The 23,687-nt window shown below is 68.7% G+C and carries 23 protein-coding genes and 1 tRNA gene; 19 read left to right on the top strand and 5 right to left on the bottom strand.

What is annotated here, in order from left to right:
• Window positions 1-3 precede the first annotated feature (3 nt).
• From MNR00_RS09750 to MNR00_RS09740, 3 genes are read left to right on the top strand one after another with little or no spacing between them, the layout of a single operon-like run.
• On the top strand, window positions 4-1,578 hold the full coding sequence (locus tag MNR00_RS09750; RefSeq protein WP_241925737.1) for a M81 family metallopeptidase: 1,575 nt from the start codon (window positions 4-6) through the stop codon (window positions 1,576-1,578).
• A 2-nt stretch (window positions 1,579-1,580) separates the two neighbouring features.
• Window positions 1,581-2,924, top strand: coding sequence for an alpha-L-fucosidase (locus tag MNR00_RS09745; RefSeq protein WP_241925736.1), 1,344 nt, complete (start codon window positions 1,581-1,583; stop codon window positions 2,922-2,924).
• Complete coding sequence (locus tag MNR00_RS09740; RefSeq protein ID WP_241925735.1) at window positions 2,921-3,682, top strand: copper homeostasis protein CutC; 762 nt, start codon at window positions 2,921-2,923, stop codon at window positions 3,680-3,682. The genes MNR00_RS09745 and MNR00_RS09740 overlap by 4 nt, the downstream gene beginning before the upstream one ends.
• Window positions 3,683-3,776: 94 nt before the next feature.
• Here the strand turns inward: MNR00_RS09740 and MNR00_RS09735 are convergent, their stop codons facing one another.
• Window positions 3,777-4,694 (bottom strand): hypothetical protein, encoded by a 918-nt coding sequence (locus MNR00_RS09735; protein ID WP_241925734.1) that lies wholly within the window; start codon window positions 4,692-4,694, stop codon window positions 3,777-3,779.
• A 69-nt stretch (window positions 4,695-4,763) separates the two neighbouring features.
• Here MNR00_RS09735 and MNR00_RS09730 point away from each other — a divergent pair, with 69 nt between their 5' ends.
• The 3 genes from MNR00_RS09730 (at window position 4,764) to serA (ending at window position 7,434) form a co-directional block, all read left to right on the top strand.
• Window positions 4,764-5,318 carry a DNA polymerase III subunit gamma/tau gene (locus tag MNR00_RS09730; protein ID WP_241925733.1) on the top strand — a complete coding sequence of 185 codons (555 nt, stop codon included), beginning with the start codon at window positions 4,764-4,766 and terminating at the stop codon, window positions 5,316-5,318.
• The gene (locus tag MNR00_RS09725) at window positions 5,315-5,671 is read left to right on the top strand and encodes a hypothetical protein (RefSeq protein WP_241925732.1); all 357 of its coding nucleotides are present in this window, start codon (window positions 5,315-5,317) and stop codon (window positions 5,669-5,671) included. Before MNR00_RS09730 ends, MNR00_RS09725 begins: the two co-directional genes overlap by 4 nt.
• 143 nt (window positions 5,672-5,814) lie before the next feature.
• Window positions 5,815-7,434, top strand: coding sequence for a phosphoglycerate dehydrogenase (gene serA / locus MNR00_RS09720; RefSeq protein ID WP_241925731.1), 1,620 nt, complete (start codon window positions 5,815-5,817; stop codon window positions 7,432-7,434).
• A 121-nt stretch (window positions 7,435-7,555) separates the two neighbouring features.
• Here serA and MNR00_RS09715 read toward each other — a convergent pair whose 3' ends face one another.
• A complete protein-coding gene (locus MNR00_RS09715) occupies window positions 7,556-8,119 on the bottom strand; it encodes a TetR/AcrR family transcriptional regulator (RefSeq protein ID WP_241925730.1) in 564 nt (187 codons plus the stop codon).
• A 99-nt stretch (window positions 8,120-8,218) separates the two neighbouring features.
• Here MNR00_RS09715 and MNR00_RS09710 point away from each other — a divergent pair, with 99 nt between their 5' ends.
• From MNR00_RS09710 to MNR00_RS09670, 9 genes are all read left to right on the top strand, one after another.
• Window positions 8,219-9,763: an MFS transporter gene (locus MNR00_RS09710; protein WP_241925729.1), complete on the top strand. Its 1,545-nt coding sequence runs from the start codon at window positions 8,219-8,221 to the stop codon at window positions 9,761-9,763.
• Between the two features lie 123 nt (window positions 9,764-9,886).
• Window positions 9,887-10,936: a 3-isopropylmalate dehydrogenase gene (locus MNR00_RS09705; RefSeq protein ID WP_241925728.1), complete on the top strand. Its 1,050-nt coding sequence runs from the start codon at window positions 9,887-9,889 to the stop codon at window positions 10,934-10,936.
• Window positions 10,937-11,012: 76 nt separating this feature from the next.
• The gene (locus MNR00_RS09700) at window positions 11,013-12,107 is read left to right on the top strand and encodes a branched-chain amino acid aminotransferase (protein ID WP_241925727.1); all 1,095 of its coding nucleotides are present in this window, start codon (window positions 11,013-11,015) and stop codon (window positions 12,105-12,107) included.
• Window positions 12,108-12,244: 137 nt separating this feature from the next.
• Window positions 12,245-13,021: a fumarylacetoacetate hydrolase family protein gene (locus tag MNR00_RS09695; RefSeq protein WP_241925726.1), complete on the top strand. Its 777-nt coding sequence runs from the start codon at window positions 12,245-12,247 to the stop codon at window positions 13,019-13,021.
• On the top strand, window positions 13,018-14,286 hold the full coding sequence (locus MNR00_RS09690; protein WP_241925725.1) for an MFS transporter: 1,269 nt from the start codon (window positions 13,018-13,020) through the stop codon (window positions 14,284-14,286). Before MNR00_RS09695 ends, MNR00_RS09690 begins: the two co-directional genes overlap by 4 nt.
• Before the next feature lie 37 nt (window positions 14,287-14,323).
• Window positions 14,324-15,082, top strand: a complete 759-nt coding sequence (locus MNR00_RS09685; protein WP_241925724.1) for a class I SAM-dependent methyltransferase — start codon at window positions 14,324-14,326, stop codon at window positions 15,080-15,082.
• Between the two features lie 55 nt (window positions 15,083-15,137).
• Window positions 15,138-16,646 (top strand): glutamate--tRNA ligase, encoded by a 1,509-nt coding sequence (gene gltX, locus MNR00_RS09680; RefSeq protein ID WP_241925723.1) that lies wholly within the window; start codon window positions 15,138-15,140, stop codon window positions 16,644-16,646.
• A 20-nt stretch (window positions 16,647-16,666) separates the two neighbouring features.
• A complete protein-coding gene (locus MNR00_RS09675) occupies window positions 16,667-17,956 on the top strand; it encodes a threonine/serine exporter family protein (protein ID WP_241925722.1) in 1,290 nt (429 codons plus the stop codon).
• A gap of 111 nt (window positions 17,957-18,067) precedes the next feature.
• Window positions 18,068-18,139, top strand: a tRNA-Gln gene (locus MNR00_RS09670).
• 71 nt (window positions 18,140-18,210) lie between these two features.
• Here the strand turns inward: MNR00_RS09670 and arfB are convergent.
• From arfB to MNR00_RS09655, 3 genes are read right to left on the bottom strand one after another with little or no spacing between them, the layout of a single operon-like run.
• The gene (gene arfB, locus MNR00_RS09665; protein ID WP_241925721.1) at window positions 18,211-18,633 is read right to left on the bottom strand and encodes an alternative ribosome rescue aminoacyl-tRNA hydrolase ArfB; all 423 of its coding nucleotides are present in this window, start codon (window positions 18,631-18,633) and stop codon (window positions 18,211-18,213) included.
• Window positions 18,634-18,685: 52 nt separating this feature from the next.
• Window positions 18,686-19,555: a helix-turn-helix transcriptional regulator gene (locus MNR00_RS09660; RefSeq protein ID WP_241925720.1), complete on the bottom strand. Its 870-nt coding sequence runs from the start codon at window positions 19,553-19,555 to the stop codon at window positions 18,686-18,688.
• Between the two features lie 13 nt (window positions 19,556-19,568).
• On the bottom strand, window positions 19,569-20,447 hold the full coding sequence (locus MNR00_RS09655) for an aldo/keto reductase (protein ID WP_241925719.1): 879 nt from the start codon (window positions 20,445-20,447) through the stop codon (window positions 19,569-19,571).
• A 127-nt stretch (window positions 20,448-20,574) separates the two neighbouring features.
• Between MNR00_RS09655 and MNR00_RS09650 the strand changes: the two genes are divergently transcribed.
• From MNR00_RS09650 to MNR00_RS09635, 4 genes are read left to right on the top strand one after another with little or no spacing between them, the layout of a single operon-like run.
• On the top strand, window positions 20,575-21,312 hold the full coding sequence (locus tag MNR00_RS09650; RefSeq protein ID WP_241925718.1) for a thioredoxin domain-containing protein: 738 nt from the start codon (window positions 20,575-20,577) through the stop codon (window positions 21,310-21,312).
• A gap of 6 nt (window positions 21,313-21,318) precedes the next feature.
• Window positions 21,319-22,158 carry a cytochrome c biogenesis CcdA family protein gene (locus MNR00_RS09645; RefSeq protein WP_241925717.1) on the top strand — a complete coding sequence of 280 codons (840 nt, stop codon included), beginning with the start codon at window positions 21,319-21,321 and terminating at the stop codon, window positions 22,156-22,158.
• A complete protein-coding gene (locus tag MNR00_RS09640) occupies window positions 22,155-22,661 on the top strand; it encodes a hypothetical protein (RefSeq protein WP_241925716.1) in 507 nt (168 codons plus the stop codon). Before MNR00_RS09645 ends, MNR00_RS09640 begins: the two co-directional genes overlap by 4 nt.
• A 29-nt stretch (window positions 22,662-22,690) precedes the next feature.
• Window positions 22,691-23,686, top strand: a complete 996-nt coding sequence (locus MNR00_RS09635; protein WP_347271907.1) for a pirin family protein — start codon at window positions 22,691-22,693, stop codon at window positions 23,684-23,686.
• Window position 23,687: the final 1 nt, after the last annotated feature.

Raw genomic sequence — 23,687 nt, 5'->3', positions numbered from 1 at the left:
ATCATGACCGACCGTCTCGACGCCAGCCAGATCTGGATGGGCCCGCTGCCCGCACTCCATGAGGGCGGTATCGCCGCCCCTCGGATCGGCATCGCCGGCATCTCGATCGAATCCAGCACGTTCTCCCCGCACGTCTCGGGCGACGAGGCGTTCACGATCCGCACCGGCGCCGACCTGATCGGCTACTACCCGTTCCTCGACGAAGGACGCGAGCTGCGCGAATCCGCGCAGTGGGAGCCGATCTATCACGGCCGCTCACTGCCGGGCGGCGCCGTGGCGCCCGCGACGTACCGCCGCATGAAGGACGCCATCGTCGATGGCATCCGCGACAGCATCCGCGCGCACGGTCCGTTCGACGGCTTCTTCTTCGACATCCACGGCGCGATGAGCGTGATCGGCATGAAGGACGCCGAAGGCGACCTGGCGATCGCCGTGCGGGCGGCGCTCGGTCCTGACACGCTGATCTCAGCATCGATGGATCTGCACGGCAACGTCTCTGAGGTGCTGCGCGACGAGGTCGACATGCTCACCTGCTATCGCATGGCGCCGCACGAGGATTGGCTGAACACCAAGGAGCGCGCGGTCTGGAACCTGCTCGCGCGCCTGCGCGGCGAGCACGGCACCGACCCGCTTCGCCGCCGTCCGCATCGCGCCTGGGTGCCGGTGCCGGTGCTGCTGCCCGGCGAGAAGACCAGCACCCGACTCGAGCCCGCCGCCGGAATCTACGCCGAGCTGCCTGGCATCGAGGCGATGGACGGCGTTATCGACGCGTCGATCTGGATCGGCTACGCCTGGGCGGATGAGCCGCGCTGCCAGGCCTACGTCATGGTGATGGGCGATGACGAGCAGATCATCGCGCGGGAGGCCGAGCGGGTCGCCCGGCTGTTCTGGGACGCGCGAGAGGACTTCGTCTTCGTCGCGCCGACGGCGTCGCTGGACGGTGCTCTCGCCAAGGCGCTCGCGCCGGACGCCGCCCGCCCGTACCTGATCTCCGACTCGGGCGACAACCCGACGGCCGGGGGAGCGGGCGATGTCACCTGGACGCTCACCGAACTGCTCACGCGGCCCGAACTCACCGACGGCTCGCGCACGACGCTGGTCGCGTCGATCTTCGATGCGGATGCTGTCAGCGCCGCTCGCGAGGCGGGCGTCGGAGCGCAGATCTCGCTCAGCGCCGGTGCCGGCGTCGACGCGGGGCCCTCCGGCCCTGTGCAGATCACCGGCGAGGTCTTCTCGATCACCGATGGCGACAAGGATGCCGGCACACAGGCCGTCATCGCCGTCGGCGGGCTGCACGCGATCATCACCTCGCGACGCAAGCCGTTCCACCACCTGGACGACTTCCGCATGCTGGGGCTTGACCCCGAGGCGGCCGACATCGTCGTGGTGAAGATCGGCTACCTCGAGCCTGAGCTGTACGACCTCGCGGCGGACTGGACGCTCGCCCTGACCCCTGGTGGCGTCGACCAGGATCTGCTGCGCCTCGGCCATCACGATCTCGCGCCGGGCGTCTACCCGTTCGATACCACCGGAAACCCCGCACTCACGGCCCACGTGAGCCGCCGACAGGAGATCTGAGCATGCTCAACTTCGAGACCCGCACCGGCCCCGACTTCGGCGCGGCCGCACCGACCTACCCCGCGCAGGGAGTGCCGGAGTGGTACCGCGACGCGAAGCTCGGCTTCTTCGTGCACTGGGGCCTGTACTCGGTTCCGGCCTGGGCCGTGCAGCACGGCGAGGGAGTGAACATCCCGGCCGAGGACGCCTACGCCTGGCATCAGTACGCCGAGTGGTACGGCAACACCGTGCGCATCGCCGGAAGCCCGACGTGGGAGCGCCACCAACAGGTGTACGGTCCCGGCACCTCGTACGAGGATCTCGCCGACCTGTGGGACGCGTCAGCGTTCGACGCGGATGCATTCGTCGGCGAACTCGTCGGAGCGGGCGCCAAGTACGTGATCCCCACGACGAAGCACCACGAGGGATTCTGTCTCTGGAACACCGCGACCACCGGCTTCAACTCGGTCGCGCGCGGCCCGAAGCGCGACCTGATCGGCGAGTTCCACGACGCGACCCGCCGCGCCGGCGCGAAGTTCGGCGTCTACTACTCCGGGGCCCTCGACTGGCACGTCAGCGACTTCCCGCCGATCGAATCGGACACGGATCTGTTCCGCTTCCGCCGGCACGACGAGCACTTCTCGCGCTACTCGGCCGCGCAGCTGGACGAGCTCGTCGAGCGCTTCTCGCCCGATGTGCTGTGGAACGACATCGAGTGGCCGGACGGGGGCAAGGGCGGCGACGAGTACGCCGTCGCCGCGCTGCTGAACCGCTACTTCGACGCTGTTCCCGAAGGCGTCGTCAACGACCGCTGGGGCGTGCCGTACCACGGGTTCCTCACGCGCGAGTATCGTCACATCCCCGACATCCTCGACCAGCCGTGGGAATCCACGCGCGGTCTCGGCTACTCCTTCGGCTTCAACCAGGCAGAGGACGACCGCCACTCGCTCTCGGGTGACGCGCTGATCCGCATGCTGGTGGACGTCGTCTCGAAGAACGGCAACCTCCTGATCAATGTGGGACCTGCCGCCGACGGCTCCATCCCCGCGCTGCAGCTCGCCGCCATGCGCGCCATGGGTGCTTGGCTGGGCGAGAACGGCGACGCGGTGTACGGCACCCGGCCGTGGATCCGCTTCGGCGAACCGCTGGCCCCCGTGCGGTACACGGCCTCATCGGCCGGCGTGCACGTGCACGCGATCGACCCGTCGATCGGCGAGGTGCCGCTTCCGACCGAACTCGCCGGCCGTGACGCCCGATGGGCGGACGGTTCCGTCGCTGAGACCACGCCGCTCTCGAACGGCGTCACCTCGCTGATCATCCCTGAGAAGCTGCGCGGCTCGGCTGTGGCCGTCGCGACAGTCGCATGACATCACCCGTGCAGCTCGAGGACGCGGTGCAGCTTGAGATCGCGGTGCAGGATGCCGCTGGCGCGCGCATCGCGTTCGCGAGCGGCGCCGATCGCGTGGAGCTGTGCCAGGCTCTCGCCGAGACCGGCGGCCTCACGCCGTCGGCCGGCACTGTCGACGCGGTGCTCGAAGCGTCCGGCGGCGCGGAACGCGTCGCTGTGCTCGTGCGGCCGCGTCCAGGGGGCTTCGTGTACGACCCGGCTGAGGTCGCGCTGGTCGCCGCCGATGTGCGCGAGATCGTGCGTCGTGGCGCGGGCGGAGTGGTCGTCGGCGCGCTGGATGCCGAGGGTCGTATCGATTCCGAGGCCATCCGGCGCTGGATCGACGCCGCGCAGGGCGCCGAAGTCACCTACCACCGGGCCATCGACACGCTCAGCGACCCGGTGGCGGTGATCGACGAACTGGCAGAGCTCGGCATCCGCCGGGTGCTCACCAGCGGCGGCGCGACGCGCAGCATCGACGGGCTGCAGAACATCGCAGCGCTCGTGGGTCGGTCAGCCGGACGCGTGCAGATCATGCCGGGTGGGGGAGTGCGGGTCGGCGACATCGGCGACTTCGTCGCGGCGGGAGTGGATGCTGTGCACCTTTCTGCCCGTCGCCCGTCCGGCGATCAGGCGCCCAGTGGCCCAGGAGGCGGCGCAGCCGGCTTCGACACGACCGATCCCGAGATCGTCGCCGCGGCGCGTGCGGCCCTCACGGGGGCGATCGCCCGCCGGTGACCACCACCCTTGGCGGCCACGCTGGGATGGAAAACGCCGCTTCCGGGCATCCGAAAGCGGCGTTCTCCATCCCGAGACCCGCGAGAATGGGGCCTTACTCCGACGCGGGCGCGTCCTCGATCTCGATCGGGGCCTCGCCGTCGGCCCACACCGGTGCGGGCAGCGTCGTGGTCTCGCCGGCCTGGATGGCACGCAGGGCGTCAGTGATGTCCGCGGAGTTCTCCGGCACGGGCAGGCCGCACTTCTCGAGCTCGGAGACGAACTTCAGCGTCAGGCGGTTCTTGCCCGCCTCGATCGCCTCGGCCGTGGTGCCGTGCTGGATCTCACTGCCGGTCTGCAGATCGGAGACCGTGTCGCACACGTGGTAGACCCCGCCGCCTTCGACCCAGGTCACCTGGTCTTCGCCGAGCAGCATGATCACTGTCGACTGGTCGGCGGTGTACTGCTCGACCGACGGCGGGTTGAAGCTCGCGCCGAAGTAGGTCGCCGCGAGCGCCAGCACGATGCCGAGGATTCCGGCGGTCGCCTTCTGGCCCTTGTCCATGTCCTTGTTCAGGAAGATCAGGATCACCAACGGCAGGAACGCGATGACGGCGATGATCGCGCCAAGCTGGTTCTGCACGAAGAAGCGCGCCTTGTCGGACTTGCGCGCCGGGTCCAGCGTGTTGGCCTTCTTCCACAGCACCGACCCGGTGATGGCGAGCGCGGCGATGACCACCAGCATGACGAGCAGGGTGATGAAGGCCCATTGCGGGAACGTCACCGAAGCGCCCTGCTCCTCGAGCAGCCCGGTGTCGGGGTTGCGCACGATCGTGCCGTCGGCGCCGACGACCTCTCGCTGGGGCAGCAGCCAGAAGATGGCCACGGCCTCGCTTGCGATGGCGACGATCCACAGCGCCATCGCGATCCAGCGGAACGTGGTCGCCTTCTTCTTCGCGGCGGGCGTCGGCGCCCACTCGCGGCCACTCGTCGCGTCGCTCGCGTCGGCGGTCTTGTCAGGGGTCTCAGCCACTCTTGCCTCCCAGGTGGTGTCGACCCGAGCCTAGTGGGATGGCGGCTCCGGCGTCGGTACGCTGGGAGCATGAGTTCCGAACCCGAGGATGACGCCCTCAGCTGGGATGGCGACGACGCGCTCGAGGCCCGCCGCCCGACGCCTCGAGCCCAGAAGGCGAAGCCGGTGGCGCCCCGCGTCGAGACGCCGTCTGACCCCGCGTTCGATGCGCCGATCGCGCCCTTGCCGTCGGCTGGTGCGCCAGCATCCGACACCGCCGCGGCGCGCGTCGAGAACGCTGCGAGCGCCGGCGACGCGGCATCGGATGCCGACGACGAGCCGCAGGGGATCGGCACCGTGGCCCTGCTCGGCCTCGGCATCCTCGGCGGCATCTATCTGCTCTACACGGTCGGCTGGGCACTTGGCGGTGCCGGGATGCTGTCGAAGGCGGCATTCATGATGCCGGCGCCGATGTACCAGGCGAGCATGTGGATCGCGGTGGCAGCGCCCGCGCTGTGGTTCGCGGCGGCCCTCGTGCTCACGCGCGAGTCGAAACCCTGGGTGCGCTTCGCGGCTCTCATCGTCGGCGCCCTGCTGCTGGTGCCCTGGCCGTTCGTCGTCGCCGGCGGAGGGGGAGTCCTGTGACTGACAACACCGCACCGCGCACAGCGGGCAGCGAGACCGCCGGCAAGGTGCTCTCGGCGCTGCATGGCTTCCTGGTCGGCATGTTCGGTCTCGCGTACGCGTTCATCGTGTGGAACGCCATCTTCTACCTGACGCAGATGGCTCAGGCCGGAATCAGCGGGTACGGCTGGGTCGTGCTGCTGCTGCCCGCCATCGTGCCGATGATCGTCTTCATCGTGGCTCTTGCGCTGAGCCGGCGTCGCTCGATCGGCGTGTTCGTGCTCGTCATGCTCGCCGGGCTCGCGCTCAGCGCGGTGTTCTGGCTGGACACCCTCAGCTATGCGCTGCGTAACGGGGCATCGCTGCTCAACTGACACGCCGCGCACGACTGGGACGCTCGGCGTCATACGTTCGGGGAGCCCACCGGCGCTGCGGTAAAGTGTGTCCCGATCGCGCCCCCGATGGCGTGCGGCGCATCGTCTGACATCACCCTGCCGCGCTGCCCCGAAGGATACCTGTGTCGAATCAGACCGCCAGCAAGCCCGTCGTCCTCCTCGCCGAGGTGCTCTCGCCCGCCACGATCGAGGCGCTCGGTCCCGATTTCGACGTGCGTGACGTCGATGGCACCGATCGTGAGGCCCTGTTCGCGGCCCTCGCCGAGGCGGATGCTGTGCTCGTGCGCTCTGCGACGCGCATCGACGCCGAGGCGCTCTCGCACGCCCCGAAGCTGAAGGTCGTCGCGCGTGCCGGCGTCGGTCTCGACAATGTCGACATCAAGGCGGCGACGACTGCCGGTGTCATGGTGGTCAACGCGCCGACGTCGAACATCGTCTCTGCCGCTGAGCTCACGGTCGGACACATCCTCAGCCTCGCGCGCCGCATTCCGGCCGCGCACGCCTCGCTGTCGGCCGGCGCCTGGAAGCGCAGCTCGTTCACCGGAGCAGAACTCTTCGAGAAGACCGTCGGCATCGTCGGGCTCGGACGTATCGGCGCGCTCGTCGCGGCGCGTCTGAACGCATTCGACATGCGTGTGATCGCCTACGACCCCTACGTCACCAGCGCTCGCGCCCAGCAGCTCGGCGTGCAGTTGGTCACACTCGACGAACTGGTCGCCGAGGCGGACTTCCTCACCATCCACATGCCGAAGACCCCCGAGACCACCGGCATGATCGGCGCCGAGCAGTTCGCGGCCATGAAGCCGACGGCGTTCGTGGTCAACGTCGCCCGCGGAGGGCTGATCGACGAAGGCGACCTGCACGAGGCGCTCGTCGCCGGCGAGATCGCCGGTGCGGGCCTCGACGTCTTCACGTCCGAGCCTCCGGCAGAGGGCGGCACGGCGCGGGCGCTGCTCGACCTGCCCAACGTCGTCGTCACCCCGCACCTCGGTGCCAGCACCGAAGAAGCGCAGGAGAAGGCCGGCGTCTCGGTCGCCCGCTCGGTGCGCCTGGCGCTCGGCGGCGATCTGGTGCCGGATGCCGTGAACGTCGCCGGGGGCGTCATCGACCCGTACGTGCGCCCCGGCATCGCCCTGGTCGAGAAGCTCGGGCAGATCTTCTCCGCCCTCGCGCAGGCGCCGCTGACCAGCCTCGATGTCGAGGTGCACGGTGAGCTGAACAACTACGACGTCAGCGTGCTGCGCCTGGCGGCTCTGAAGGGCGTCTTCACGAACATCGTGAGCGAGACCGTGTCGTACGTGAATGCGCCGCTGCTGGCCGAGCAGCGCGGCGTGGCCGTGCGGCTGCTGCAGGACGAGATCAGCGAGGAGTACCGCAACGTCATCACTCTGCGCGGTGCACTGTCGGACGGCTCGCAGCTGGCGGTCTCCGGCACGCTCACCGGACCCAAGCAGATCGAGAAGCTGGTGTCGATCAACGACCACGCCATCGAGCTGCCCATCGAGAAGCACCACGTCGTGATGCTCTACACCGACCGTCCTGGAATCGTGGCCGTCTACGGCCAGAAGTTCGGCGAGGCCGGCATCAACATCGCCGGGATGCAGATCGCCCGCCAGGCAGCCGGTGCTCAGGCGCTCAGCGTGCTCACCCTCGACTCGCCCGTCGACGATGAGCTGCTCGAGGACGTCAGCGCCGCGATCGACGCCGACCTGTTCCGCCAGATCGAGATCACCGAAGTCTGAGTCGACCCACCCTGCTCGCGAACTGGAACGGCCCGCCCTCTCGCGAAGGCGGGCCGTTCGCCGTTTCGCGGGCGGAGAGATATTGAAAGGACCTGCCCCAGTGTGAGTGTGAGCGTGAGCCTCAGCGCGGTGCGGCCGCCGTCTGCACGAGTCGCACCAGCTCGGCCAGTGCGGCCCCGGTGGGTACGAAGTCGCTGAACAGGCGGGGCTCGTCGCTGGGGCCCATCAGCGAGTTGTTGAAGTACAGCCCGTCGCTGACGAGCATGACCAGATCCAGCGCGGTGTCGTCGTGAACATGGGGCCGGATGATGTCGGCCCAACGTCGTCGCGATTCGCGCACGGCGTCGGATGCTGACGCTGAGCCACCCTGTGCGAGGCGGGTGACGGCGATCAGGGCCCGATCGAGCGCATCGTCCTCCATCACCGAAGTTCGCACGTAGTACGCGACCGGGCCGTCTTCGGCGTCGCGCATGCGTTCGAGATCCTCTTCGCTGAGCGCCTCAAGTCGAGCGACGAGGCCAAGAGCGAGGTCGTCCTTCGAGGCGAAGTGGTACAGCAGGCCGCCCTTGGACACCCCGGCGGCCTTCGCGACAGCATCCAGCGTCGCGGCGCGTTCGCCCTCGGCGATGAGGATGCCCTCGTACGCATCCAGCACGCGCTCTCGGGCCAGCGGGGGACGGGCCATGATCACTCCTCAGGGTGTTTGGACATACTCGATTGTGTTACTGTACCAGCCGGACGGTATAGTAACCGTCATTCGTGATGCCAACCCAGGAGTAGCCGCATGTCCAGCACCGCAACGATCCGCCTCGCCGCAGAGGACGGTCCGCGCGTCGGCATCCGAGCCTGGGCCGCGCTGGCCGTGCTGATGCTGCCGGTGCTGCTCATCTCGGTCGACAACACCGTGTTGAGCTTCGCCCTGCCCGAGATCTCTCTCGCGCTCAGCCCCACTGGTGCGGAGCAGCTGTGGATCATCGACGCGTACTCGCTCGTTCTGGCGGGGCTCCTGGTCACGATGGGTGTGCTCGGTGACCGCTTCGGTCGGCGTCGGATGCTGTTCATCGGCGCGACCGGCTTCGCCGTGGTCTCCGTCCTCGCAGCCTTCGCTCCGACCGCCGGGATGCTGATCGCCGCGCGTGCGGCGCTGGGCTTCTTCGGCGCGATGCTCATGCCGTCGACCCTGTCGCTGCTGCGCACGATCTTCCCCAACCGCGACCAGCGTCGACTCGCGATCGCCGTGTGGGCGTCTGCCTTCTCGGCCGGTTCAGCGCTCGGTCCCGTCGTCGGTGGCTTCCTGCTCGAGCACTTCGCCTGGGGCTCGGTGTTCCTCATCGCGGTGCCGGTGCTCATCCCGCTGCTGATCGGCGGCTTCTGGCTGCTGCCGGAGAGCAAGGACCCCAACCCCGGGCGCATCGATCCGATCGGCATCCTGCTGTCGATGGCGGCGATGATCCCCGTCGTGTACGCGATCAAGTCGTTCGCTGTCGATGGACCCAACGTGGTCGCCGTGGTGCTGGTGCTGATCGGCGTGCTGATGGGATACCTGTTCGTGCGCCGCCAGCTGCGGGCGGAGACGCCGATGCTCGACATGACGCTGTTCCGTCGCGGCGGTTTCAGTGGGGCGATCCTGGTGAACCTGCTGAGCGTCATCGCGCTGGTCGGCTTCCTGTACTTCGTGCCGCAGCAGCTGCAGCTTGTGCTGGGGCTGTCGCCGATGACCGCCGGCCTCGCGCTGGTCCCAGGCATGGTGATGATGATCGTCGCCGGCCTCAGCGTCGTTCCCATCTCGCGGCGTGTGCCGCCGCACATCGTCGTCCCGGTCGGCTTGACGCTCTCGGTGCTGGGGTACGTCATCGTCGCGATGACCGCGCAGCAGAACAGCGTCGCCTGGCTGATGGTCGCGTTCGTCGTGCTCGGAATCGGCATCGGTGCGGCAGAGACGGTGTCGAATGAACTGATCCTCGCGCACGCGCCGCCGGCGAAGGCCGGAGCGGCCAGCGCGGTGTCCGAGACGGCGTACGAGCTCGGCGCCGTGCTGGGCACGGCGGTGCTCGGCGGCATCATCACGGCCTTCTACCGAGGTGCGCTGGTGGTTCCGGACGGCGTGCCGCCCGAGATCGCCGCTGAGGCGCGCGAGACGCTTGCCGGTGCGTACGCCGCCGCGCACGACGTGTCGGATGCCCTCGGCCAGCAGCTCTGGGAGGCCGCGAAGCTCGCCTTCGACAGTGGCATCGTGACGACGTCGATCATCGGGGCGCTGCTCGTGGCGGCGGCCGGCGTCATCGCGGCGACCACGCTGCGTCCGCCGCGGCGCAAGTCGACGCGCTGAGCCCCTCGGACACTGCGGACCTCGCGTGCTGACATCCGGCGTGGCGGCTGCACCCGCGCCGCTACGCTGGAAGGAGTGTCCGCGGCGACCAGCGCTGCGGACGGTCGTTGTGCAAGGAGACTCATGTCGCGCGTCGTGAAGCTGGCCGTCATTCCCGGAGACGGGATCGGCCGTGAGGTCATCGCCCAGGCCGAGCGCGTGCTCGATGCCGTCACAGCAGGGCGCGATGTCACGTTCGAGAAGACGTCGTTCTCGCTCGGGGCCGACCGCTTCCTCTCCACCGGTGACACGCTCACCGATGCCGATCTCGACGCGATCCGCAGCCACGACGCGATCCTGCTCGGCGCCGTCGGGGGAGTGCCGGGCGACCCGCGCCTGAAGGATGCGAACATCGAGCGCGGACTGCTGCTGAAACTGCGGTTCGAGCTTGACCACTACGTCAACCTTCGCCCCTCGAAGCTGTTCGCCGGGGCATCCGGCCCGCTGGCAGACCCTGGTGAGATCGACTTCGTCGTCGTGCGCGAAGGCACGGAGGGGCCGTACGTCGGCAACGGCGGCAGTATTCGCAAGGGCACCCCGCACGAGATCGCCAACGAGACCAGCGTCAACACCGCCTTCGGCGTGGAGCGGGTCGTCCGCTACGCGTTCGATCTCGCCGAGCGCCGTCGCCAGAAGCTCACGCTGGTGCACAAGACCAACGTGCTGGTGCACTCTGGCGCGATCTGGAAGCGGATCGTCGACACAGTGGCATCAGAGCACCCCGGTGTCGCCGTAGACTACCTGCACGTCGACGCGGCCACGATCTTCCTCGTGACCGACCCCTCCCGCTTCGACGTGATCGTCACCGACAACCTCTTCGGCGACATCCTCACGGATCTGGCAGGCGCCGTCACCGGTGGCATCGGCCTCGCAGCCTCGGGCAACATCAACCCCGACGGCACCTTCCCCTCGATGTTCGAGCCGGTGCACGGCTCAGCTCCCGACATCGCGGGCCAGCAGAAGGCGGATCCGACGGCTGCGATCCTCTCCGTCGCCATGCTGCTCGATCACCTCGGGCTGCGTGACGAGTCCGTCCGCGTCCAGCGGGCGGTCGAGGCCGACATCGCGAGCCGTGACAGCGCCCGCAGCACCAGCGAGACCGGCGACGCCATCATCGCGGCCCTCCAGGCGTAATCTGACAGTAAGAGCGCTGCGCAGCATCCGACATCGCTGACGCAATCGACTCCGCAGCATCCGACAGAGGACAGAGATGACCGACACCGCCACTCCCACGGCAGAGCTCACGTTCGCCGTGACGAAGAACCTCGCGGCCAAGAGCCCTGCTCAGCGCGAGGAGATCCTGCAGAACCCCGGGTTCGGCACCAGCTTCACCGATCACATGGTCGACATCTGCTGGTCCGAGAAGGGTGGCTGGCACCGCCCGCGCGTGCAGCCCTACGGACCGATCGCCCTCGACCCGGCAGCCGCCGTGCTGCACTACGGTCAGGAGATCTTCGAGGGCATCAAGGCGTATCGGCACGCCGACGGCTCGGTGCACACGTTCCGTCCCGACCGCAACGCCGCGCGCCTGCAGCGCAGTGCACGCCGCCTGGCACTGCCCGAGCTGCCCAGCGAGTACTTCCTGCAGTCGATCCGCGAGCTCGTGGCCGTCGACGGCGCCTGGGTGCCCTCCGGCACGGATCAGAGCCTGTACCTTCGCCCGTTCATGTTCGCCAAGGAGGCCTTCCTCGGGGTGCGCCCGGCGAAGAAGGTGGCCTACTACCTGATCGCCTCGCCCGCCGGCGCGTACTTCACCGGCGGAGTGAAGCCCGTGCGCATCTGGCTGTCGAAGAACTACGCCCGCGCGGGCAAGGGCGGCACAGGGGCTGCCAAGACCGGCGGCAACTACGCGTCGAGCCTGCTGCCGCAGGCCGAGGCGTACGAGAAGGGCTGCGACCAGGTCGTCTTCCTCGATGCGGACGGCAACGTCGAAGAGCTCGGCGGCATGAACGTCGTGTTCGTGTACAAGGACGGCCGCGTCGTGACTCCGCAGTCCGACAGCATCCTCGAGGGCATCACGCGGGACTCGCTGCTGCAGCTCGCGGAGGATCGCGGTCTGACCGTCGAGCGCCGCGCGGTCTCGCTCGACGAGTGGCGCGAGGGTGTGGCATCCGGCGACATCGTCGAGGTGTTCGCCTGCGGTACCGCCGCCGTCGTCACCCCGATCGGCGCGCTCGTCTCGGACGACTTCGAAGACGCGCAGCCGCTCGGCGACCTCGCCCTCTCGCTGCGCGAGGAGCTCACCGACATCCAGTACGGCCGCCGTGAGGACAAGCACGGCTGGCTGGTGCGTCTCGACGCCTGACCCTCTCGTCCGGTTCCGCCGCCCCCTGCCTCTCGTCATAGACGACAGGTGGGGGTGTCGTCGGATTTGATCCGGTGAAACGGGGCTGGGTGGACGGGGCAGGCCCGGAGGGTGCGGCTGCGGGCTAGGCTGTTGCGGTGAAGATCGCACGGTTCAGCCACAATGACGGCATCCGCTTCGGCATCCTCGACGAGGGCGAACTGGTCGTCCTCGACGGCGATCCCATGTTCGCCGGATTCGAGACCACGGGCGAGCGCATCCCGCTCGCTGACGCCGCACTGCTGGCGCCGGTGATCCCGCGCTCGAAGGTCGTCTGCGTCGGACGCAACTACCACGACCACGCGGCGGAATTCGGCAACGTCGCACCCGAGGAGCCGCTGCTGTTCCTGAAACCCAACACGTCGGTGATCGGCCCCGGCGACGCGATCGTGCGCCCCGCCATCTCGGAGCGCACCGAGTTCGAGGGCGAGCTGGTGGCCGTCATCGGCCGCATCGCCAAGAACGTGAAGGCGGAGGATGCCCTTGACTACGTCTTCGGCTACACCGTCGGCAACGACGTGACCGCGCGCGACCTGCAGCGCAAGGACGGCCAGTGGACCCGCGGCAAGGGCTTCGACACGTTCTGCCCGCTCGGCCCTGTGATCGAGACCGAGCTCGACGTGGCATCCGCCAGCATCGAGACGCGGGTCAACGGCGAGGTGCGCCAACACGCTCCGCTGACCGACATGATCCACTCGGTCGCCGACATCATCGCGTACGCCTCTGCCGTCTTCACGCTGCTGCCGGGCGATGTGATCATGACCGGCACCCCCGCCGGCGTCGGCGAGATCGTCGCGGGAGACACCGTCGAGGTCGAGGTCAGCGGAGTCGGCATCCTGCGCAGCGCCGTGCGCGACGCGGCCCCGCTCTCGTGAGCACGCTCACTGCTGACGGCCTGCATGCCCTGCAACGCCGCACCGTCACCGTCCTGTCGATCGGGCAGGTGCTCGGCGGCATCGCCTTCGGCTCCACCGTGTCGCTCGGGGCGCTGCTGGCGGCTGACCTGTCAGGGGACGATGCCCTGTCGGGCCTGGCGACAGCATCCGTCACCCTCGGTGCCGCCGCCTTCGCGATCCCGTTGGCGCGCTTCGCCGCGCGCCGGGGACGCCGCCTCTCACTGACCGCAGGCAACCTGCTGGCGCTCGTCGGTGTCGGGATCGTCATCCTCGCCGCAGCGCTGCGTCTTTTCCCGCTGCTGCTCGTCGGCATCATCATGATCGGCATGGGCAATGCGGGCAACATGCAGTCCCGCTTCGCCGCGGCCGACCTCGCATCTCCCGAGCACCGCGGGCGCGACCTCTCGATCGTGGTCTGGTCGACCACCGTCGGCGGTGTCGCCGGCCCGCTGCTGCTGACGCCAGGCGAGGTGGTCGGGCAGGCGATCGGCATGCCGCCGCTGACCGGCTCGTACCTGTTCTCGCTCGTGGCGCAGGCCGCGGCGCTGGTGCTCTACCTGGTCGCGCTGCGCCCCGATCCTCTGCTGACAGCGCTCAGCCTGGCGGCGACGCCTTCCAAGGCGGCCGTCCTCGGTGCCGACGTCGATCGTCCGGTCAGCGCCCGCTACGCGATCTTCGCGGTGTCCGGATCGCATGCGGTGATGGCATCCGTCATGGCGATGACGCCCATCCACCTCAAGCACATGGCGCACGGCGCCGATGGCGGCATGGCGACCAGCACAGACGTGACGCTGCTCGTCGGCATGACCATCGCCCTGCACGTGGCCGGCATGTACGGTCTCTCACCGGTGTTCGGCATCCTCGCCGACCGCTGGGGGCGCGTGCCGGTCGTGCTGCTGGGGCAGGGGATGCTGGTGGCATCGCTGCTGGCCGCGATCTTCGCGGGTGAGCACCCGGCCGGAGTGATGGTCGCACTGGTGCTTCTCGGCCTCGGATGGAGCGCGGCGACCGTGGCAGGTGCCGCACTGCTCACCGAGTCGTCCACGGTCGAGATGCGTCCGAAGCGGCAGGGCATCAGCGACTCCCTGATGAGCTTCACGGCCGCCATCGGCGCCGCCGGTGCCGGACTCGTACTGACGCAGTTCGGCTACGGGGGCCTCGGTGTGACGGCGCTGGTGATCGTGATAGCGATCATCGTGCTCTCGCCCTACGGGCGCATCCGCGTGGCGGCACCGGTCTCGTGAGCCTGGCGGGCCGCGGCAGCGCCAGGGCTGAGCACGCATGAGCTGGGCCGGCACTGGCGAGGCGTACGCGGCTTCCTATGCGCAGTTGTGCGCGGGCACGGGGGAGCGGCTCCGCCAGCTCGCCGGTGCGGCCGACGGCCGGTCGCTTCTCGACGTCGGCTCGGGCGACGGCTCTCTCGCCGCGGCGTGGGCGGATGCCGGCTGGCAGGTCACCGCGTGCGAACCGGAACCCAGCATGCGCGAGGCTGCGAGGCGACAGCATCCGACACTGCCGCTGGCGGCAGGTGCCCTGCCGGCGCTGGACTTCGCCGACGCCTCGTTCCACGTCGTCGTCGCGAACTTCGTGCTCAACCACCTGCCAGACCCGCGCGCCGGTGCAGCCGAACTGCGGCGCGTCGCTCGCAGCACGGTCATCGCGACCACGTGGTCGGGATCACCCTTCGCCTTCTGGGGCGAGGTCATGGATCGAGCCGCCCTCGCCCCGGCAACCGGCGGCCGCCTGCCCGCCGACAAGGACTTCGAGCGCACCACCGCAGGGTTCGAATCGATGCTGATCGATGCCGGTTGGAGCCCTGCCATGACGGAGCTCACCTGGACCTGGCATCCGAGACCGGCCGTGCTCTGGCAGTCGGTCGTCGGGGGAGTGGCGGGTGCCGGAGCCTTCTACCGGACGCTGTCGGATGCTGATCGCGAGCGCTTCCGACAGGCGTTCGACAGCATCGCCGCCGAGCGCGGCGATGGCGAAGGGATCCCGATGCAGCAGACGGCCGCGATCGCCGTGGATCACCTCGACTGAGCGGTAACCGGGCGGGCCTGTGGCCGCAGCCCGCCCCGGATAGAATCGAGGGGATATGGCTACCGTGCACCCACTCACCACCACCGCGACCGGCTCTGACGTCCGTGTGCGCTTCTGCCCCTCGCCGACCGGCCTGCCGCACGTCGGCATGGTGCGCACGGCGCTGTACAACTGGGCGTACGCACGCCACAACGGCGGCAAGCTGATCTTCCGCATCGAAGACACCGATGCCGCCCGCGACAGTGAAGAGAGCTTCCGCCAGCTGGTCGACGCGCTCACCTGGATGAAGATCGACTGGGACGAGGGCGTCGAGGTCGGCGGCCCGCATGCGCCCTACCGTCAGTCGCAGCGCCACGACATCTACCGCGAGGTCATCGAGAAGCTCAAAGCCACAGGCGCGCTCTACGAGAGCTACTCGACCGCCGAGGAGATCGACGCGCGCAACGAGGCCGCAGGACGGGCGAAGCAGCTCGGCTACGACAACTTCGACCGCGACCTGACCGACGAGCAGAAGGCCGCCTTCCAGGCCGAGGGCCGTCAGCCCGCGCTACGCCTGCGGGTGCCGGATGAGGACCTCACCTACGAAGACCTCATCCGCGGCGAGGTGACGTTCCCCGCTGGATCCTTCCCCGACTTCGTGGTCGTGCGCCCGAACGGCGTGCCGCTGTACACGTTCGTGAACCCGGTCGATGATGCGCTGATGGGCATCACGCACGTGCTGCGCGGCGAAGACCTGATGCCCTCCACCGCCCGCCAGCTGGCGCTCTACGACGCGCTCATCCAGGCCGGTGTCACGACGTTCGTGCCGCGCTTCGCGCACATGCCGCTGGTGCTCGGCGAGACCGGCAACAAGAAACTCTCCAAGCGCGACCCGCAGGCCGACCTGTTCCTGCACCGCGAGCGCGGATTCATCCACGAGGGTCTGCTGAACTACCTCGCGCTGCTCGGCTGGTCGATCTCTCACGACCGCGACGTCTTCTCACTCGACGAGTTCATCGAGGCGTTCGACATCGTCGACGTCAACCCGAACCCGGCCCGCTTCGACCAGAAGAAGGCCGAGTCGATCAACGGCGACCACATCCGGCTGCTGGATGCGAAGGACTTCGCCGAGCGGATGCTGCCGTACCTCGTCGATGGCAACGTCTTCGCCGGCGGCGAGCCGACCCACGAGCAGATCGTGCTGGCGTTCCGCGCGGCACCGCTGGTGCAAGAGCGCATGCAGCTGCTCGGTGAGGCGCCCGGCCTGCTGGGCTTCCTGTTCGCCGACGAGCTGACCTACGAAGCAGACGCCTTGAAGGGCCTGCCGGCGAACGCCGCCGACGTGCTCGCCGCGTGCATCACCGCGCTGGAGCCGGTGGAGGATTTCACCCCGGAGGCGATCCAGTCCGCCCTCGCAGCAGAGCTCGTCGAGAAGCTCGAGCTGAAGCCCCGCGTGGCGTACGGTCCGCCGCGCGTCGCCCTCACCGGTCGTCGCATCTCGCCGCCGCTGTTCGAGTCGATGGAGTTGCTCGGCAAGGACGAGTCGCTGCGTCGACTGCGCGCGCTGGCTGATCACCTGGCGTGACACGAGGGTCGGCGGATGCCGTGATTCCCACAGCCGAGACCGATGTCATCCTCGGTGACCTCGGCGTACTGCTGCTGGAGTGCGGCACGTCGGTGACCGACGTGCGCGGCACCCTCGAGCAGGTCAGCCGGATGGCAGCGCCAGGGACATCTGTCGAGTTCGCGATCCTGCCAGAGATGGTGATGGTGAGCCGCCCAGGCGCCGCGGCGGCCACCACGACCGTGATCGGCAAGGGCGAGGCCCTGACCTTCCGTCAATCGGCGCGCGCGAGCAGGCTCGTGCGCGATCTCGAGTCGGGTGCGGTCGCGTTGGCGGACGCGCCCAAGCGCATGAAGGCGATCCGCGCCACACCGCGTCGGATGCCCGGCATGCAGAACGTGATCGGCTGCGGTCTGCTCTCGCTGTCGCTGGCCGTGCTGTTCCGCTGCCCCTGGTGGGCGGTGGTGCTGGCGCTGCTGGTCGGGCTGGTCGTCGGCGGCCTGACGATGGTGATGATGCGCGTGCGCGCAGCGGCGGCCGTCGCCCCGTTCGTGTCGGCGTTCGTCTCGACGATCCTCGTCGGCGTCGTCGCGAACGCGCTTGATCTCGGCCCCGTGCCGCTGTTCGCTGTGTGTGCGCCGATCGCGATCCTGGTGCCGGGCGCGCTGATCACGAACGCGCTGCTCGAGCTGACCTCCACGGACATCGTCACTGGCGCGTCACGGCTGATGTACGGCCTGATCATGCTCGCGTTCATGGCGGCCGGCGTGTATTCGGGCGCCGCGCTGACCGGAATGCGCATCGATTCAGCATCCGCCGCTCTCGTCGGCGAAGCCCTGCAGTTGACTGGTGACGGCGGCGGCTGGGCGGCGCTGCCGCCGCTGTGGATGTCGTGGGTCGCCGTCATCGTGCTCGCCGTCGGCATCGGTCTGGCATTCGGGTCGGGGTTCCGCCTGACCGTCGTGTGCATCGTCGTGATGACTGGCACGTACGCGGTGCTCGCCCTGTTCAGTCCGCAGGTGGGCAGCGTGGTGGCGATCGGGATCGCCGCCGCGGTGCTGTTCGTCGCCGCGCGCGTGCTGGAGCGCGTGACACTGTCGATCCCGGCGACGGTGTCTTTCCAGCCCGCGTTCCTGCTGCTCGTGCCAGGTACCGTCGGCCTCGTCGCGCTGGCGAGTTTCGATGCACAGGCACTGGCATCGGCGCCGATGATGTTCCTCAGCCTGTGCATCGGCACCAAGGTCGGCGCGCTGCTGGCGGATCTCGCCCGCATCACCCGGTCGACGGTCTTCCGGCACTGGGCGCGACCGGCGCGGATGGGCGAGCTGTGAGGTTCCAGCGACGATGACGCTCGCGCCACGCCCGGGGTGCCCATCTCGATTCGCCATCTACCGCGCGCTCCGGTAAGCTTTTACCTCGGTGCAAGACTCCGGTTTTGCCCTTGGGGTATGGTGTAATTGGCAACACAGCGGTTTCTGGTACCGCCATTCTTGGTTCGAGTCCAGGTACCCCAGCAAGTCTGAAACCCTCGGTTCTCCGGGGGTTTTCTTGTACCCGGATCTTCACCCCGGGCCGCCGCGGGGCGTCACTCGCTATGCGGCCTCTTGCGGAGGCTCTTCGTCTCGGACCGCCGTGTCTTCGCCGCCGCATGGCGGCGGGCAGACCCTCTGGTGGGCTTGGTCGGGCGCCGTTTCGGGCCGTCAGGTGCCAGCGCGGCGGTGATGATGACGGCGAGCTTCTGCAACGCGGTCTCGCGGTTGCGCAGCTGGGAGCGCTGCTCGGACGCTGCGACGGTGACGACGCCTGCGACAAGACGTCCACTCAGCCGTGCGAGCAGCTGCTCGCGCTGTTCGTCGGTCAGGACCCGCGAGGACGCGACATCCCACGACAGTTCCGCGCGGCTGTCCGAGGTGTTCACATGCTGCCCGCCAGGGCCTGGGGAGCGCGAGAAACGCCACTCCAGCTCTGTGGCCGGAATGACCAGTTCACGCGACACCGGCAGATCCATGCATCCAGACTCGCATGAATCGCGCCTTCGCCCGGCGACGCCATGCTGCGGTTCAGATCGTCGATGCCCGCGGCAGCGGCCTGGAGGCGGCGAGGCTGCCCAGAAGCCGCAGTCGCTCCTCTGTCGGCGCGTCGACGGCGGGGACCATCGTGTACATGAGCAGGCCCGGATCCGCGGGGAGCTCGAGCGCCTCGTAGTCGAAGATGAAGTCTCCGACCTCGGGATGCCGGATGCGCTTGCTTCCTGTGCGATGGAAGCGCACGTCGTGGGCCGCCCACCGCGTGCGGAACACATCGCTGCGCGTCACGAGTTCGCCGATCAGATCCGTGAGCGCCTTGTCGTGCGGGGCACGACCCGCTTCGACCCGCAGCGAGGCGACGATGCTGTTCGCGCCGGTCTCCCAGTCCGGATAGAAGATCCGGGCGGCGGGGTTGAAGAAGGTGAACCGAGCATTGTTGCACCCGTTGGCGGGGTCATCGATGATCGGCGAGAACAAGGCACGCCCGATCGCGTTGACCGCGAGGAAGTCCTTGCGCGTGTTGGCGATGTACGCCGGAGCGCTGATCGCGTCGAGCAATCGCTGCAGCCCTGGCCGTACCGCTGGCGTGCCGGTGCGCGTCGGCCCGCGGCCGGGGCGGGCGGGCGTCGCAGCGCCTGCAAGATCCCGCAGGTGGGCGACTTCGGCCTCATCCAGATGCAGCGCGCGGGCGAGCGCGTCGAGCACCTCTCGTGAGACTCCGGACAGGTCGCCGCGTTCCATCCGGGCGTAGTAATCCACGCTCACGCCGGCGAGCATGGCGACCTCTTCACGACGCAGACCAGGCACACGTCGGCGGCCCCCTCCGATGATGCCGGCCACGTCCGGCGTCAGCCGTGCTCGGCGCGTCGAGAGGAACTCGCGCACTTCGCTGCGATGGTCCATGCCCGACACGCTATTACGACTCCGGGATGTCGCGGCCGAATGTCTCGAGGGTGATCATCTCGGGCTCCGGCCCACCACGCACACCGGTGTCGAGGGCATCGATGCGGGCGGTCTCGTCAGCGCTGAGCGCGAAGTCGAACACATCGAAGTTCTCGGCGATGCGCGACGGGTTCACGGACTTCGGGATCGCCTGCACACCCTGCTGGATGTGCCACCGCAGCATCACCTGAGCAGCGCTCTTGCCGTGATTCGCGGCGATCTCGACGAGCGTCGGATCGTCGAACGTGCTCTTGGTCCCGCCGCGATACGCCGTGATGCCGCCGATCGGCGACCACGCCTGAGTCAGGATGCCGTGCTCGGCGCCGAATGCCTGCACGTCGCGCTGCTGGAAGTACGGGTGCACTTCGATCTGATTCACGGCAGGCACGACGTCGGTGCTCTCGAGCAGCGCCCTGAGGTGCTCGACCATGAAGTTGCTCACCCCGATCGCGCGCACCCTGCCGTCAGCCAGCAGGGTCTCGAGGGCCCTGTACGCGGCGATGGTCCGCTCGAAGTCGCCGGGCAGCGCCTGATGCAGGATGAACAGGTCGATCACGTCGGTCTGCAGCTTGCGAGCGCTCTTCTCGAACGCGTGCAGGGTCTGGTCGTAGCCGTAGTCCGAGATCCACACCTTCGATTCGAGGAAGACCTCAGCGCGTGCGAGGCCGGACGCGCGCACGGCGTCTCCGACGCCTCGTTCGTTCGCATAGGCAGCGGCGGTGTCGATCAGTCGGTATCCGACATCGAGGGCGGATGCCACTGGGTCGGCCGTCTCGGCAGGTGGCGTCTGGAAGACGCCGAAGCCGATGGCGGGCATCTCGACGCCGTTGTTCAAGGTCAGGTGGTCGGTCATGTCCACCACGCTAGAGCGGGCGGCGCGATCCTGGGAGTGACTGTCGTTACACCCCTGCCTGCCGGCCCGGTGAGGCAACGCATAGCAAGGCGCGGATAGGGTTGATGGGACCCTGGAGGATGCTGTCGTGACCACCACCCGCGCGCCGCGGAACCGCCGCCGGATTCTGATCATCGCCCTCGCAGGCGCCGCCCTGATCGCCGTCGTTCTGATCGCTTCGCTGACGCGGCCAGGGCAGGGCGAGCCGAGTGCCGCTCCGCCGGCCGCCGGGGAGCAGACGCCCACCGCAGAGGAGTCCGAGGCGCCGCAGCTGCCCGATCTCTCCCGTCGCGTCGACGGTGACATCGCCGCGATCGGTGACGTGGATGCCCCTGTGGTGCTCATCGAATACGCCGACTATCGCTGCCCTTACTGCGGCGTGTTCGCGATGGAGACTCTGCCGCAGATCGTGAGCGAGTACGTCGATGCGGGACAGTTGCGCGTCGAGTGGCGCGACATCCCGATCTTCGGTGAGGACTCGATGAATGCCGCCGTCGCCGCGCGCGCCGCCGGACAGCAGGGCCTGTTCTGGGAGTACCAGCACGCCGTGTACGCCTTCCAAGGCGACGGCCGCAAGGACCTGCCCCGTGAGCAGCTGCTGGCTTTCGCAGTCGAGATTGGGGTACCTGACCAAGCGGCGTTCGCGGCCGCCCTTGATGACCCCACCCTGCAGCAGGCGGTCGCCGTCGACGCGCAGGAGGCGCAGTCCCTCGGCGTGCAGAGCACGCCCACGTTCCTGATCGGTCAGACACCTGTCATGGGCGCCCAGCCCATCGATTCGTTCCGTCAGGTGATCGACGCCGAGCTGGCGCGCGTCGCGGGGTAGCGCGGCATGGACATCGGCTACATCGGGGCATTTCTCGGCGGCATCCTCTCGCTGCTGAGCCCCTGCTCGATCATGCTGCTGCCGGCCTTCTTCGCCTACGCGTTCACGACGCCGGCGAAACTGCTCTCGCGCACCGGGATCTTCCTGCTAGGCCTGCTGGTCACACTGATCCCGCTCGGAGTCTTCTCTGGGGTGTTCGGGTCTCTGCTGGGCGAGAACCGCGGCGTCCTCATCACCACCGTCGCGGTGCTCATCATCGTGGTTGGACTCATCCAACTGCTCGGTGTGCCGATTCCGGGCATCGCGCGCGTGCAGCGTGCTGACAAGGACAGCACCTCGGTGGTCTCGGTCTTCCTGCTCGGGGCCGTGTATGCGGTCGCCGGCGTGTGCACCGGACCGATCCTCGGCTCGGTGCTGATGGTGGCCTCGCTGGGCGGTTCACCGCTGTACGGCGCGATTCTGCTGGCGGTGTACGCACTCGGGATGGCGCTGCCGCTGCTGATCCTGGCACTGCTGTGGCGCCGGTTCGGTGCGAAGACGATGGCCTGGATGCGCCCCCGTGTGCTGCGGATTGGCCGCTGGCAGAACTCCTGGACCATGATCATCACCGGCGCGCTGTCCATTGCGCTCGGCGTGCTGCTGCTGGTGACCGACGGCACGGCGAATCTGGGCGGGATGGTGGGCATCGACACGCAGTTCGCGCTGGAGTCGTCGGTATCGGCGGTGGCAGCCACGATCCCGGACTGGTGGTTCGCGGTCGGCGCGCTCGTCGTGCTTACTGGGATCAGTGCGGTGCTGCTGCTGCGGAGCCGCTCGAGCGAACTCCCGACGGAGGTCGAGAAGTGACCGACGGCGAGGCTTCCGAGCAGGGCATCGCGCGCACAGTGCTCGCCGAGCTGCGAACCTGGCCGGCACGGCGCTGGCTGATCGCTTCAGCCACGACGCTGGTCACGGTGCTCGCAGTCGCGGTCCCGACGGACCTCATCCCGAACCCGTGGTTCTGGCGCGAGATGCCGCCGACTCCCTGGGCGTGGCCGGTGCTGATCATCACCGGAACCCTGTCCGGGCTTGTCGCGGCGACGTACGTCGCCCGCAAGGACACCGCGACGACGAAGGCGGGTGCGCTGGGCATGGCAGGCGCGTTCGCGACGTTCTTCGCCGTCGGATGCCCGGTGTGCAACAAACTCGTGCTGCTGGCGCTCGGGTACGCAGGCGCCCTGCAGTTCTTCGAGCCCCTGCAGCCCTACCTCGCCGGCGGGTCGATCCTGCTGCTGGGAATCGCGCTGGTGATGCGCATCCGTCGGGAGCGCGCCTGCCCGCTGCCGCGGGCGATGACCGAGGTACGCTGACGAGAGCAGCGCCGAGCGAGGAGGCCCCCGTGACGAACCCCGAGAAGAACCCACAGCTCACGGTCCTGGGCCCGGGGGAGATGTGCACCGACGTCGAGGTGCTCGCACCGCGCGAGGTGCCGCTCGGAGGACCGCGGGCGATGACCGTGTACCGCACCCTGCCGCAGAAGCGGCGTTCGCTCGTGGGTGCCTGGTGCTTCCTCGACCACTACGGCCCCGACGACGTGGCGCGCACCGGCGGGATGGAGGTGCCGAGGCATCCGCACACGGGGCTGGCGACCGTCTCCTGGCTGTTCACCGGCAGGATCGACCATCTCGACTCCAGCGGCGTCGCCGCACCAGTGCTGCCAGGCGAGCTGAACCTCATGATCGCCGGCCAGGGCATCACGCACCAGGAGATCAGCTCGCCTGAGACCACCGTGCTGCACGGGGTGCAGCTCTGGTACGCCCTGCCGGAATCGACACGCTTCAGTGAGCACCACTTCGAGCACTATGCGCCCGAGCCCGTGCACCTGCCAGGTGTCATCGTGCGCGTGTTCATCGGAGAGCTGGCGGGCTCGGCGTCGCCTGTCGTCACCCGCACACCTGATCTGCTCGGCGCCGAGCTAATCCTCGAGCCGGGGGCGGAGACCTCCTTCACCGTGCGGCACGACTTCGAGTTCGCGGTGCTCGCCGAGCGCGGCGATCTCATCGTCAATCGCGCACGCGTCGCCCATCGTGAACTCGGCTACGTGCCGGCCGGTGCCGACACACTGCATATCACCGCCGGCGCCGCCGGTGCCAGGGCGATCCTGCTGGGCGGGGTGCCACTGAATGAGCAGATCGTGATGTGGTGGAACTTCGTCGGGCGCAGCCACGACGAGATCGTCGAGTTCCGACGCCGCTACCAGGCGGAACTGGGGTTCGAAGCGGCCGATCCGCATGATGTCGGCAAGCCCGAGCTGTTCGGACCGTTCGCACCGGGCCAGCGTCCGCCGCTGCCCGCCCCGCCGCTGCCGACGGTTCGGCTGCGACCGCGCGAGTAGC

The sequence above is a fragment of the Microbacterium sp. H1-D42 genome (genome assembly GCF_022637555.1).
GTDB lineage: Bacteria > Actinomycetota > Actinomycetes > Actinomycetales > Microbacteriaceae > Microbacterium.
This window is presented reverse-complemented; position numbering and strand designations above follow the sequence as displayed.

Bases quoted from the DNA above. Each gene is read 5' to 3' on its own strand.
- MNR00_RS09750 (WP_241925737.1), top strand. From the start codon at position 4: ATGACCGACCGTCTCGACGCCAGCCAGATCTGGATGGGCCCGCTGCCC.
- MNR00_RS09745 (WP_241925736.1), top strand. From the start codon at position 1,581: ATGCTCAACTTCGAGACCCGCACCGGCCCCGACTTCGGCGCGGCCGCA.
- MNR00_RS09740 (WP_241925735.1), top strand. From the start codon at position 2,921: ATGACATCACCCGTGCAGCTCGAGGACGCGGTGCAGCTTGAGATCGCG.
- MNR00_RS09730 (WP_241925733.1), top strand. From the start codon at position 4,764: ATGAGTTCCGAACCCGAGGATGACGCCCTCAGCTGGGATGGCGACGAC.
- MNR00_RS09715 (WP_241925730.1), bottom strand. From the start codon at position 8,119: ATGGCCCGTCCCCCGCTGGCCCGAGAGCGCGTGCTGGATGCGTACGAG.
- MNR00_RS09710 (WP_241925729.1), top strand. From the start codon at position 8,219: ATGTCCAGCACCGCAACGATCCGCCTCGCCGCAGAGGACGGTCCGCGC.
- MNR00_RS09705 (WP_241925728.1), top strand. From the start codon at position 9,887: ATGTCGCGCGTCGTGAAGCTGGCCGTCATTCCCGGAGACGGGATCGGC.
- MNR00_RS09700 (WP_241925727.1), top strand. From the start codon at position 11,013: ATGACCGACACCGCCACTCCCACGGCAGAGCTCACGTTCGCCGTGACG.
- MNR00_RS09685 (WP_241925724.1), top strand. From the start codon at position 14,324: ATGAGCTGGGCCGGCACTGGCGAGGCGTACGCGGCTTCCTATGCGCAG.
- gltX (WP_241925723.1), top strand. From the start codon at position 15,138: ATGGCTACCGTGCACCCACTCACCACCACCGCGACCGGCTCTGACGTC.
- arfB (WP_241925721.1), bottom strand. From the start codon at position 18,633: ATGGATCTGCCGGTGTCGCGTGAACTGGTCATTCCGGCCACAGAGCTG.
- MNR00_RS09660 (WP_241925720.1), bottom strand. From the start codon at position 19,555: ATGGACCATCGCAGCGAAGTGCGCGAGTTCCTCTCGACGCGCCGAGCA.
- MNR00_RS09655 (WP_241925719.1), bottom strand. From the start codon at position 20,447: ATGACCGACCACCTGACCTTGAACAACGGCGTCGAGATGCCCGCCATC.
- MNR00_RS09645 (WP_241925717.1), top strand. From the start codon at position 21,319: ATGGACATCGGCTACATCGGGGCATTTCTCGGCGGCATCCTCTCGCTG.